Source organism: Cupriavidus basilensis OR16 (genome assembly GCF_000243095.1).
GTDB classification, from domain to species: domain Bacteria; phylum Pseudomonadota; class Gammaproteobacteria; order Burkholderiales; family Burkholderiaceae; genus Cupriavidus; species Cupriavidus basilensis_D.
The window spans coordinates 1-12,512 of sequence record NZ_AHJE01000245.1 but is presented as its reverse complement, the minus strand read 5'-3'; the positions used below and the strand labels follow the sequence as shown (position 1 = coordinate 12,512).

At 62.3% G+C, this 12,512-nt stretch carries 10 protein-coding genes; 3 read left to right on the top strand and 7 right to left on the bottom strand.

The window, feature by feature from the left end; all coding sequences use genetic code 11:
• The 7 genes from OR16_RS38555 to OR16_RS38525 form a co-directional block, all read right to left on the bottom strand.
• Positions 1 to 869 (bottom strand): 2-hydroxyacid dehydrogenase (locus tag OR16_RS38555; protein WP_006164759.1); only part of this gene is annotated, 869 nt, incomplete at its 3' end.
• 12 nt (positions 870 to 881) lie between these two features.
• On the bottom strand, positions 882 to 2,633 hold the full coding sequence (locus OR16_RS38550; protein WP_006164758.1) for an IlvD/Edd family dehydratase: 1,752 nt from the start codon (positions 2,631 to 2,633) through the stop codon (positions 882 to 884).
• A gap of 20 nt (positions 2,634 to 2,653) precedes the next feature.
• Positions 2,654 to 3,667 (bottom strand): tripartite tricarboxylate transporter substrate binding protein, encoded by a 1,014-nt coding sequence (locus OR16_RS38545; protein ID WP_006164757.1) that lies wholly within the window; start codon positions 3,665 to 3,667, stop codon positions 2,654 to 2,656.
• Positions 3,668 to 4,008: 341 nt separating this feature from the next.
• Positions 4,009 to 5,667 carry an amidase family protein gene (locus tag OR16_RS38540; protein WP_237717395.1) on the bottom strand — a complete coding sequence of 553 codons (1,659 nt, stop codon included), beginning with the start codon at positions 5,665 to 5,667 and terminating at the stop codon, positions 4,009 to 4,011.
• Between the two features lie 7 nt (positions 5,668 to 5,674).
• On the bottom strand, positions 5,675 to 6,952 hold the full coding sequence (oxlT, locus tag OR16_RS38535; RefSeq protein WP_006164755.1) for an oxalate/formate MFS antiporter: 1,278 nt from the start codon (positions 6,950 to 6,952) through the stop codon (positions 5,675 to 5,677).
• A gap of 93 nt (positions 6,953 to 7,045) precedes the next feature.
• Positions 7,046 to 8,611 (bottom strand): gamma-glutamyltransferase family protein, encoded by a 1,566-nt coding sequence (locus OR16_RS38530; RefSeq protein WP_043422967.1) that lies wholly within the window; start codon positions 8,609 to 8,611, stop codon positions 7,046 to 7,048.
• 240 nt (positions 8,612 to 8,851) lie between these two features.
• The gene (locus OR16_RS38525; RefSeq protein WP_006164753.1) at positions 8,852 to 9,583 is read right to left on the bottom strand and encodes a GntR family transcriptional regulator; all 732 of its coding nucleotides are present in this window, start codon (positions 9,581 to 9,583) and stop codon (positions 8,852 to 8,854) included.
• Between the two features lie 405 nt (positions 9,584 to 9,988).
• Here OR16_RS38525 and OR16_RS38520 point away from each other — a divergent pair, with 405 nt between their 5' ends.
• The 3 genes from OR16_RS38520 to OR16_RS38510 all read left to right on the top strand — a co-directional run.
• Positions 9,989 to 10,618 (top strand): helix-turn-helix transcriptional regulator, encoded by a 630-nt coding sequence (locus tag OR16_RS38520; RefSeq protein WP_043422962.1) that lies wholly within the window; start codon positions 9,989 to 9,991, stop codon positions 10,616 to 10,618.
• The gene (locus tag OR16_RS38515) at positions 10,608 to 11,579 is read left to right on the top strand and encodes an ornithine cyclodeaminase family protein (protein ID WP_006164751.1); all 972 of its coding nucleotides are present in this window, start codon (positions 10,608 to 10,610) and stop codon (positions 11,577 to 11,579) included. Before OR16_RS38520 ends, OR16_RS38515 begins: the two co-directional genes overlap by 11 nt.
• A 161-nt stretch (positions 11,580 to 11,740) precedes the next feature.
• Positions 11,741 to 12,512 (top strand): Bug family tripartite tricarboxylate transporter substrate binding protein (locus OR16_RS38510; protein ID WP_006164750.1); only part of this gene is annotated, 772 nt, incomplete at its 3' end.

Below are 12,512 nucleotides of genomic sequence, written 5' to 3'. Positions count from 1 at the left end.
GCACTCACCGCGCGCGTCTCCGCCGTGGCCGAACCCGCGTGCGGAGACAGCAACACGTTCGGCAGCGCGGTCAGCGGCGAATCGGTCAGCGGCTCGGACTCGAACACATCGAGAGCCGCGCCCCGGATGGTGCCTGTTTTCAGGGCCTCGCATAGTGCCGCCTCGTCGACCACGCTGCCGCGCGCCATGTTGAGCAGGTAGCCGTTCGGCCCCAGTGCAGCCAGTATCGCGGCGTCGACCAGATGGCGGTTCTGCTCTGTCGCGCGGCAGGTGAGGACCAGGATGTCTACCGACGCTGCGAGTGCGAGGGGGGTCTCGTAATAGCGGTACGGCAGGATTGGGCGCTGCGTGCCGGTGTAGGCCAGTTCCACGCCGAAGGGCGTCAGCCGCTGCGCGATACCCATGCCGATGCGGCCGAGCCCGACAATGCCGACGCGCTTGCCGGCCAGGCTGGTGGTGAGCGGGAATGCGTTCTCACGCCAACCGCCGCCGCGCACATGGCGGTCGGCAGCGGGAATCTCGCGCACCAGCGCCAGCAACAGGCCGATGCCGAGTTCGCAGACGGCCGCGTCCAGCACCCTGGGCGTGTTGGTGACCACGATGCCACGCTTGGCTGCGTGGGCGACGGGGATGCCGTCGTAGCCCACGCCGGAGGTTGCAATCACCCGCAGCGCAGGCAGGCGGTCGATCACCTCCGCGGGCACCTGGTAATTGCTGCGCGTGACGATGGCGCGCACCGCGCCGCGCAAGGCGCCGTCAGCCGCAATTTCGACCTCGGAGACGCAGCGAAAACCGGCGTCGATGACGTCCTGCTGCGCAGCGTCGAAGGAGCCGATGCGCAGCACCGGCTCACGTGGATCGCTTGTCATGCCGGCCCCTCCTCACTCGGGCGCCTTGCCGCGCGTTTCGGGCGCGCGCAGGAAGTCGAAGTCGACGCCCTGGTCGGCCTGCGTCACGGTCTGCAGGAACAACTTCAGATAGCCACGCGGCGCACTCGGCTCGACCACGGGGCAGGCCGCGCGGCGGCGCTCCAGTTCCTCGTCCGACACCAGCAGGGCCAGCTCGCGGCGGCTCACGCTCAGGCGGATGCGGTCGCCAGTTTGCACCAGCGCCAGCGGCCCGCCCACGGCAGCTTCGGGGGTCACATGCAACACCACCGTACCGAACGCGGTGCCGCTCATGCGTCCATCGGAGATCCGCACCATGTCCTTGACGCCGGCCTGCGCCAGCTTGCGCGGGATCGGGATATAGCCGGCCTCGGGCATGCCTGGCGCGCCCTTGGGGCCGATGTTCTTCAGCACCAGGATGTCGTTGGCGTTAACGTCGAGGTCGTCCAGGTCGATGCGCTCGATCAGGTCCTGCGCGTTCTCGAAGACCACCACGCGGCCCTCGTGCTCCATCAGCTCCGCGTTCGCCGCTGACTGCTTGATGATTGCACCGCCAGGCGCCAGGTTGCCGGCGAGCACGGCGATGCCACCTTGCGGGTAGATCGGGTTGTCGAAGCTGCGCACCACATCTTGTGCGAAGCCCGGGCCTGCATTGTCGATCTCCTCGCCTAGCGTGCGACCGGTGACGGTCAGTGCGTCCAGGCGCAACAGCGGGCGCAGTTCGCGCAGCAAGGTGGCCATCCCGCCGGCCTTGTGGAAGTCCTCCATATAGTGCTGGCCGTTCGGCTTCAAATCGAGTAGCACCGGCGTTTCGCGGCCCATACGGTCAAGCGCCTGCATATCAATATCCAGGCCCATGCGGCCCGCGATGGCCGCCAGGTGCACGATGCCGTTGGTCGAGCCACCGATGGCCAGCAGCACGCGCATGGCATTCTCGAACGCGGCCGGCGTCAAAATGCTGTCGATGGTCAGACGCTCGCGCGCCATCGCCACGGCGCGCGCGCCGGTCTCCTCGGCGATGCGGATACGGTCGGCAGTCACCGCCGGCGGCGTGGCGCTGCCTGGAAGGCTCATGCCCATCGCTTCGGCCAGGCAGGCCATGGTGCTTGCGGTGCCCATCACCGAGCAGGTGCCGACGCTGGCCACCAGCTGGCTGTTGACCTGCGAGGCCTCCTCGGCATCGATCTCCCCCGCGCGGAACTTGCCCCAGTAGCGGCGGCAGTCGGTGCAGGCACCCACCCGCTCGCTGCGGTGCGAACCCGTCAGCATCGCGCCAGTGACCAGTTGGATCGCGGGCACGCCGGCAGAGGCCGCGCCCATCAGCTGCGCTGGTACGGTCTTGTCGCAGCCGCCGATCAGCACCACTGCATCCATCGGCTGGGCGCGGATCATTTCCTCCGTATCCATCGACATCAGGTTGCGCAGATACATGCTGGTCGGCGCGGCAAAGCTCTCGTGAATGGAGATGGTCGGGAATGCCATCGGCAGCCCGCCGGCGAGCATGATACCGCGCTTCACCGCATCGATCAGTTGCGGCATGTTGCCGTGGCACGGGTTGAATGCGCTACCGGTATCAGCGATGCCAATCACCGGGCGGTCGAGCGCCGAATCGGTATAGCCTGAGCCCTTAATAAACGCTTTGCGCAGGAACAGCGAGAACCCAAGGTCGCCATAGTTGGTCAGTCCTTTGCGAAGGCCTGTTTCCTTGGAGGAGGCGTCCGGTCCTTTAGGTTTAGTAGTGGTCATGATCGTATTGAGAAGTCGGTTCAGCTATCGGAATTGATATGGGCGTCGGTGATTACCTCTTCCCAGCGGGTGACCTCGGTGCGCAAGCGCTCGGCCGCTTTTTCGGGGGTCGTAGGCGGCAAGGCATAGACCCCCTGTTTCAGGAACTGTGCTTTGACGTCGGGCATTGCCAGGATCTTTGTCAGCGCCGCATTCAGGCGCTCGACCACAGGCGCGGGCGTGCCCGCCGGCGCCAGCACGCCGAAGGTGGAACTGACGTCCAGTGAGGGCATGCCGCTCTCGGCAGCAGCGGGTACGTCCGGCAGCATCGAGATGCGCTTGGGTGCCGCCACGGCAAGCGCGCGCAACTGGCCTGCCTTGATGAACGGCTGCGCGGCTGGCACCGTCTCCACCATCATGTTGACCTGCCCGGCCACCAAGTCTGTCATGGCGGGGCCACTTCCTTTGTACGGCACATGGGTCATGTCGATAGCTGTTACTTTCTTGAAGATCTCAGCCGCCATGCGTTGCGGGGCGCCGGCACCAGACGAGGCGTAGTTAAGCTTGCCGGGATTGGCCTTGCCGTACTTGACCAGTTCCTGCAGCGTATTGACCGGCAACTTGGGATTGACCACCACCACCAGTGGCACCGAGCCGACGACCATCACCGGGGCGAAGTCCTTGATGATGTCGTAACGCAAGTGCCCCTTTTCCAGGGTAGCCATGGTTGCATGGGACGTCAGTGCGCCCATCAGCAACGTATAGCCGTCTGGCGCGCTCCGGGCGACCACTTCCGCGCCAATATTTCCGCCCGCGCCTCCCCGGTTGTCAACGACCACTTGCTGGCCCAGCACTTCGCCCAGGCGAGTGGCAACGATGCGGCCGATGACGTCCGTGGCGCCCCCCGGCGGATAAGGCACGACCAGCCGGATCGGCTTGTCCGGATAGGCCGCGAATGCGGCCGGGGCAGTGGTGAAAGCGGTCATGGCGGTGAGGGCCAACAGTCCTGCCCGCAGCAGGATGCGACGAGTCGCATTGGTGATGGGGGAATCCATGTCGTCTCCGGTTTGTTATTGTCAGCGCACCCCTAGCCAGGAATGGCATGCATGGAGTTTGACGAAGACGGAAGCCCAAAAAAAGCGATCCCCAGACCGATTAACCAAAAGATTATTTTGGTTTCGGCGGCGCCCCGCCCGCGCGGGTCAGAGGCCGGCTAGCGCCGGCTTTCCGCGACGAAGAATCCTATCGGCGCGGCGTACGCTGGAGCGCAGATTGCCGCAACGCGCGCTATGCAATGAAGCGCGGAATATGCCTAAAACAACACATATGAGTGAAAATCTATTTTGGAATGAATAAATGGCCACGGTGAACGGGCCATTTATTCAAACATGGATTTTCAGTCGACGCGTGCTGAGCGCGCCGTGGACGTGGACGCTGGCGCCCTGCGCGCGAGGGAAGCCTGTTCAAAACCATACGCGTACTGGATCAGCTGAGGTTCACTCCATGGCTGACCGAGAAATTCCATGCCGACAGGCACGCCGCGCGGAGCATCCTCGGTTGGAGAAGAAAACCCGGCAGGAACAACAACGGCGGGGAAACCTGTTAGCGAAGCCAGAATACCATTACGCTCCTTCTGGTCATACTCTCCAATTGGCACAGGCAGGCGTTTTTGGTGTGGATAAATCACCGAATCCAGCCGATTTTCCGCCATCAAGTTTGCAAGACTCATCTTAAGCGCGTCGATCTTTAGTAGCCGCTCCTTGTAGTCCGGTTCATTCAGGCCATCTTCCAGACCTTGGGCGGACAGCAAGAATTTACTCAGCGATTGATGCGTTTTTCCACTGGCGATGATCTCATCCAGGGAATGTGCGAGATAATTCTTTCCGCCCTTTTTGAGGTAGGCATTAATGTTGCTTTTGTATTCATACTTCTGCACATCAAGACTGGCGTTCAATTTATCTGTGTCCATCTCCGGTGTTAATATGGGTACAATAATTGCTCCATTTTTTTTCAGAATATCGATTGCATTCGCCATGACGCGATTGACTTCCTGATGGTCAGGCCCAATTCCGAAAAGAGTCTGCATTACGCCGATCCGTACCCCTTTCACCCCTTCCTTTTTCAGGGAATCGGTATACGTCTTGGGGATGTGCCCGACGCCAAATGCAGTTACTGGGTCCGCTCGATCATACCCCGCCATGGCGTCCAGCATGCGGGCTGCATCGCCCACCGAACGCGCAATAGGTCCCGCCTCATCTTGAGTGAAGGAAACCGGCACGATGCCAGATCTGCTGACCAATCCAAGCGTCGGCCGAATTGCAACCAGGCTATTATTAGAAGCTGGCGAACGAAGAGAATTTGCCGTATCCGATCCGGTACCAATCGTTGCGAAATTTGCAGCCAGTGCCGCCGCGGTGCCGCCGCTTGAGCCACCGGGAGTCAATTTTAGATCGTATGGATTCTTTGTTTGCCCGCCCAGGGAGCTCACAGTAACTCCGCCTAGCGCGAACTCCTGAAGATTAGTCTTTCCGAGAATTAATGCACCATTATTCTTTAGTTTACTTACGACAAATGCATCTTCTGCGGGACGCGCTCCGGCCAACGAAGCGGAACCCCCGGTGGTTGGCATATCTGCAGTATTGTAATTGTCTTTTAGTACTGTAGGAATGCAGTGCAATGGCTTCATTTTTCCACTGCGCTTGAATTCCAGATCCATGGCATCTGCTTGCGCAAGGGCGTCCGGATTAATATAGAGCATGGCGTTCAATGCCGGGCCTTGCTTATCATAATCCTGAATTCGATCCAGATATTGCTTTACAAGTCCATGGCAAGTCAAATTTCCTGCCTGCATTGCCTCATGGATCTCGGCAACGGACGATTCCATAACATGAAATGGCTTGTCAGACGAATAAGCCGCTAAAGGTAGCAACCCGGATACTACTACCATTGTATTGACTGCTATCCGCTTCATTAGAATGCTTCTATCAAGGTTAACGCGGAATGATAAATATTTCATCAAACCACAAAAAATAAAGCGTCCCGAAGGATTGACCACGCGGGTCTTATCCGAGGTAGCGCCGGCGTGCCGGCTTGAGCACAGCAATCGCCAGCAATGCTGTCGAAATGTCGAGGGCAATGGCGACACCAAATACAGGCATCCAGCTACCGAGTCTTTCGTGCATCAGGGCAGCGAGCGGTCCGCCCAGGATTGAACCAATGCCCTGGGAGATGTAGAGCCAGCCGTAATTGGTGGTTGCATAGCGCGTGCCGAACGTATCGGTCAACGTGGATGGAAAAAGCGAGAAGATCTCTCCCCAGCCGAGAAACACGACGCCGGACAAAAGCACGAACAGCACGGCGTTCTCGCGGGTCAGGAGCCACAGCGCCATCGCCACCCCTTCCAGCGCAAAGGCGAAGCACATCGTGTTTTCGCGGCCCCACCGGTCGGACACCCAGCCAAACAGTGGGCGTGTCAAGCCGTTAGTGAACCGATCGATCGTGAGTGCCAGCGGTAGCGCGGCCATGCCGAGCACGGTTACGCCCGCCACACCGAAGTCCTTGGCGAACGTGGCCATCTGCGATGTCACCATCAGCCCCGACGTGGACATCATCGTCATCATGCCGAAGAGGAGCCAGAACAACGGCGTGCGCAGCATCTGACGGGGCGGTACATCGCGGGCGGGCGGCCCGGCAATCTCACGGGCGGGGGCGCGCTCCGATAGCGCCATGCCACGCCGTGAACGCAAGCCCTGCGAGGCGATGAACCCGATGAAGGCGAACAGCAGGCCAAACTGCCACAACGTCGCTTCAACCCCCTTCTCGGCTAACGCCGAGGCGATCGGGAAGGTCGTGGCGATGGCGCCCATGCCGTATCCCGCAGCGACCATGCCTACGGCAAGCCCGCGCCGATCGGGGAACCAGCGCACCATTTGTCCCACCACACCGACATAGACAATGCCCGTGCCCAGGCCGCCCACCACGCCATAGCTGAGATACAGCATACCGACACTGTGCACCTGCGCTGCCAGGACCCAGCTCAGACCGGAAAGCACCGTGCCGAGCGCAATCAGCCTGCGTGGCCCGAAGCGTTCGATCAGTGCCCCCTGGAACGGTGAGAAGAATGTCTGCAGCACGATCAGCAGCGAGAACGTGATCTGCAACTCCGACAGCGGAACCCCCAGCTTGGCTGCCAGCGGCTTCGTAAACAGCGTCCAGACATACTGCGGGCTGGAAATCGCCATCATGCACAGCATGCCAAGTGCCAGCTGAATCCAGCGCACGCGCGCCGCCGGCAAGGCCACTGTGGCGCCGGTGGCTGCACTCTCTGCAACGGTATTCATCAATCTACTCCAGCGAACAAATATAGGGGAAGCGAAACAAGCGACTAAGACTGCCCCGCGAGGCCGCGGGCCCATGCACCATCCGGGCGCGCATTACCAGGCAGCAACGGCGCCATCGCTGCGGGGATCGAAGCCGCCCTCGTAGAGCCCGTTCGCCTGCAGCACGATAGCGCCGGCATGCCCCATGGTCTCGTCGTAAGGCTTCAATAGCTCGACCTCATGGCCGAGCGCACGCAGGGCGTCGCAAGTGGCTTGAGGAAACCGTGCTTCGAGCTTGAGGGTGTCTGTCGTCTGGCCCCAGGTGCGGCCCAGCAGCCAGCGAGGTGCGTCGATGGCTGCCTGCGGATTCATGCCGAAATGCACGATGCGCGAGAAGACCGCACTTTGCGATTGCGGCTGGCCGTCGCCGCCCATGTTTCCGTAGACGAGGGTACGCCCGTCGGCGAGGCGGGCAAGCGCGGGGTTCAGCGTATGGAACGGCTTGCGCCCCGGTGTCAACGGGTTGCGCGCGGCCGGGTCCAGCGAGAAGCTGCAGCCGCGGTTCTGCCAGTTGATGCCGGAGGCAGGTAGCACGATCCCGCTGCCGAACTCGTGATAGATGCTCTGGATGAAGCTAACTGCGACGCCGTCTCCATCGATCACGCCCATCCAGACCGTATCGGCTGGCCCGAGGCCCTGCCCCCAGGGCAGCGCTTGGTCGGGCCGTATACGCGCGGCCGCGGCATCGAGCCAAGCCGGTGTCAGAAGGTCCCGCGGATCCACGTCCATGAACGCGGGGTCCGTGATATGGCGGTCGCGCGCAAGGAAGGCTTGCTTGGTCGCCTCCACACAGGCGTGGACGAACGGCGCGCCGGTCTCGTCCATTTCACTGCCCAGCAGGCGGTCCAGCTGGCCCAGTATCTGCAGTGAGACCAGGCCCTGGGTAGGCGGCGGCATGTTATAGACCACGCCGCGAGAGTGCGCCAGAGCGAGCGGCTCCTTCCATACCGCGCGATGGCCTGAAAGATCCTTCAGGCTCAGCGGACTGCCAACTGCCGCCAGATCGCGCGCAATGCTCCGGGCAAGGTCGCCCTGGTAGAAATCGTCGAGGCCTGCCTCCGCCAGTTGCTGAAGTGTGGCCGCCAGGCGCGGCTGGCAAAAGCGCGCTCCTGGCAACGGCACGCCGTCTGCGAGGAATGTTTCGGAAAATCCGGCAATTCCAGATAGTTCACCGGCCTTGGCAGCAACGCAGGTGGCCTGGCTATGTGTGACCGGCACCCCGTCGCGGGCATAGCCGATGGCGTCGGCAAGCAACCGCGAGAGTGGCATCCGCCCTCCGAGCACCTCGCGGGACCAGGTGTGTGCGGCACTCCAGCCTGACACTGTGCCGGCCACTGTGTTAGCCGCCAGGCCGCCCCGAAAAGGAATCGAGGTCAGGCCCGCTTCGCGATAGCGCTCGATGCTTGCGGCGCCTGCCGCAGCACCGCATGCCTCCAAGCCTCTGGGCGCCTCGTTCGGCCTAGCGATCAGCCAGAAGCTGTCGCCCCCGATACTGTTCATGTGCGGGTAAGCCACGGCAATGGTTGCTGCTGCCGCGATCATCGCTTCAACGGCGTTGCCACCCTCTCGCAAGATCGCCAGTGCACTCTGAGAGGCTAAGGAATGCGGCGCCACTGCCATGCCGCGACTGCCACGAATCGGGTTCCGGTGAAATGTCATGAAGCCTTCCGTAAATTATGTATACATAAATTTCGCAGAAAGCAAACGCAAGACATATGCCATGGAACGTATCGCGCCGGCCGGGGGGGCGAGCAACACCGCACCGGTCAAGCTAGTGCTTGCGGTGCCGGGAAACCTCCGTGGTTGAGGAAGGCAATGGTTGTGGGAAAGGCTATGGCGCCGACCGCACCATACCAGGGCTTAACCGAAACGTCTGCGTCGCGGCGGTGCATCAGTCGCCAGCGGGCGCTCCAGGCTGGTGCGGGCTTGCTCCAAGCGCTCGGTGCTGAGCCGGCTGACCTCGACGCGCCCTTCCTCGATATGAGCGGTCAACAGCTCGACCACCCTCGCGCGATCAAACGCAGCAAGCGCAGCCAGGATGCGGGCGTGTTCCTCATAAGTGAGATGGATGCGGTCGCCGTAGGCGAAATCGAGCCGCCGGATGATCCGGATGCGGTCCGTTACCTGTTGATGCACCGCGGCTGCCTCCGGATTGCCCGCTGCGCATACGATCGCCCGATGAAACGCCTCATCCAGGTCAGCGACCTGGTTGCCGTCGCTCAGGCGTTGCGCTGGCGGGACTCGCCAGGTCGCGTCCAGCACCGCCAGGCGTGTACGGTCCACGCGCGGCGAGGCCGGCTCCTGGCACAAGCGGACGGCGGCATGCGTCTCAAGTTGAGTGCGCAGATCATAGAGTGCCTCGAAGCGCGCCAGGTCGATCGGCACCACCTCCCAGCCGTTGCGGTAGTAGCCGCGCACCAGTCCTTCGGCCTGGAGTCGGAGCAGCGCCTCGCGCACCGGCGTGCGGGAGATGCCGAAACGCTCCGCGACATCACCCTCCGTAAAGCGGTCTCCCGGCAATAAGCGAAACGCAAAGATGTCATCCCGCAGGCTGAGATACGCAAGTTGCGAGCGCGACGATTCGCCCATCATCGCCGGCCCGCCCGTACTGGCGACGCGCCCACGTCCATGCGTCGGGACTTGGCGGCCCCACGCAACGAAAGCGGCGCATTAAAAGCCCTGGTCCGCTGCTGGAACGAACACTTGCTTGGCAGGTAAATCGAGTGGCGCATTAGATTGACATCGGAATAGGCAACGCACCGCCAAGCCTGGCAAGGCGCGCAGCACGACAGAATAGCATTCTTTCGAGGACCTCCGGAGAGCCCTGAACCAAGTCAGATTGGCCGGCAGGCGCAGGATGTCCCTGCCCTGCGGTTGAGGCTCGTCCGAAGCCGCGGGGGACAGCGCCGGCCGGTAATCCGCCAAGGGGCCGCCAGCCGCCAGCGCGTCGGAAGAATCTTCCTTGACAAAATATCCGTTTCTGGATAATTTGTCCATATGACGAAACGAACTTTGGAGCAGCAAGCGCTGCTCGAACAACTCAAGCAAGTGGCCCAGGGTCTCGGCGAGACACTGGCGCCGTTCTGCGAAGTCGTTGTTCACGACCTCCTTCATCCGCAACAGGCCATCCTGGCGATCCACAACAACCTGTCTGGCCGCCAGGTCGGGGACCCGGCTACAGAACTCGGCCTGGCCCGCATTGCCGATCCGCAATACCAGCAGGTCATCGCGAACTATGCGAATCAGTTCGCCGATGGCCGCCAGGCGAAAAGCACATCCATCGGCATCAAGGATTCGAGCGGGCGATATATTGCCGCCTTGTGCCTGAACGTGGACCTGACCCTCTTCCGCGGCTTGCAGACCGTGCTGGGACAGTTCGGCAGCGTAGGCGTCTCCGCGGGCGTCAACGAATCGCTCGATCCCGCCGGCGCGGACGCGATACGGCATCGCATCGACCAGTTCGCGGCTCGGCTCGCTACCACGCCCCGCTCGCTCAAGGCTACGGACAGGCGTGCACTGATACGAGAGCTCAAGGCGACGGGCTGCATGGATATCCGCCGGGCCATGGAAGTCGTCGCGATGCATCTGAGCGTATCGCGAGCAACGGTGTACAGCTATGCCAAGTGACGCTCGTCTCCTGCTACTCGATAAGAACGAGGTCGAGGCCCTGCTGCTCCATGACGATGTCCTGCGAGCCGTGCGCGAGGCATTTGTGCTGCATAGTCAAGGCGAGGGCCGCGTGTTCCCCCTGGTCCGGGAGCCACTCATCACGGGGGGCGTATTCGGCATCAAGTCGGGGGATGTGCAGGCGCAAGGCTTGCTCGGCTTCAAGGCGGCCGGATTCTGGCCAAACAACCGCCGGCTTGGCAGTGAGCCCCACCAGGCCACCATCATGCTGATCGACCCGGCCACTGGGCGCCCCGCCTGCATCATAGACGGCAACGCAATCACAACGATGCGCACGGGTGCCGCAGGTGGCCTCGGGCTGCAGCAGCTCGCGCGTGCGGACAGTACCCACTTGTGCGTCTTCGGCACCGGCGTGCAGGCGCGCGTGCAACTTGACTTTGCGCTGCGCCAGTTGCCGGGGCTCTGCCACGTGCGGTATGCCGCCGCGGACGGCAAACGCGACGCCGCCTTCGAAGCGCAGTTCGCGCAACGATGCGATATCGCGCTCGCGGATGACCCCAATGTGGCGGTGTCCGAGAGCGACGTGGTGATCACCGCTACCCCAGGCGGCGGCGCGTTGTTCGAACCGCAGGCGGTGCAACCCGGTACGCACCTGAATTGCGTCGGCGCCGACACGAAAGGCAAGCGGGAGCTACCGCAGGGCCTGCTGGAGCGGGTGCGTCTTTACGTCGACGACCAGGCGCAAGCGCGCCAGATCGGCGAGTCTCAGTGGGCCCCCGAGGTGCCGTCCACCGAACTGGGCGATCTGTTGACGGGCATGGCTAGCGCGAACCGGCAACCGGCCGACATTACGGTCTTCGACATGACGGGCCTCGCCCTGCAGGACCTGACCGTGGCACGCCTGCTCCAGGAACGGGCTTCCGCTGCCCGCATAGGCTCCAGCATCGCGTGGCCCTGGTAACGCCTTCACCACCAGGATTTCCAGTATGTAGGACCTCTTGCCTTTGACCTGTCACGGAAGTCGCCACGCGGCTTCGGCACCTTGCCCACCGCTACACCAATTGCCCGCTTCCGGAACGGCCCAAGATCTCCATATCTGCCTTTTCGCCCGGAGATGGTTTCATGCGCCTTGCCACTGTATTCACTGCCCTCGCACTGAGTGCCGCCTGTAGCTTCAGCACGCCTGCCCAGGCAGCCGACAAACCGTGGCCCCAAAGGCCGGTCACCGTCATCGTTGCCTCCGCTGCCGGGGGATCGGCTGATGTCCTGACCCGCATTGTGCTGGCACACCTGTCGAAGGAAACAAATGCCACGTTTGTCGTTGACAATCGCCCGGGTGCCGCTGGCAACATCGGTATGTCCCTATTGAAGCGCGCTGCACCGGACGGGTACACACTGGGTTATGGCAACATCAACACGCTGGCAATTAACCCAGCCCTGTTCAACAAGCTTCCCTATGATGCGCGACACGACTTTGTTCCGGTGGGCCGTATGTTCTCCATCTACAATCTGCTCGTGGTTCGCGCCGAGTCGCCGGTCAAGAATGTCGCCGAGTTGATTGCGCTGGCCAGGAAGTCCCCGGGCAAACTTTCGTACGCCGCCGCGGGCACTGGCAGCAGCGGCCACATGGGCGGTGAATTGCTGAAGAAGATGGCCGGCATTGACGTGCTGTTCATTCCATACAATGGGGATCCGCCCTCCCTGACCGACCTCGCGGGTGGCCGGATCGACTACACCATCACCAATGCATCGGTCGCGTGGCCACTTGTGCAAAGCGGAAAGCTGCGCGCACTGGCGATCACCAGCCGCGAACGCGTTGCGTTGTATCCTGGTCTGCCGACGCTCAACGAGGCTGGCCTGAAGGGTTATGAGAACCTGTCGTGGGGTGAGTCTA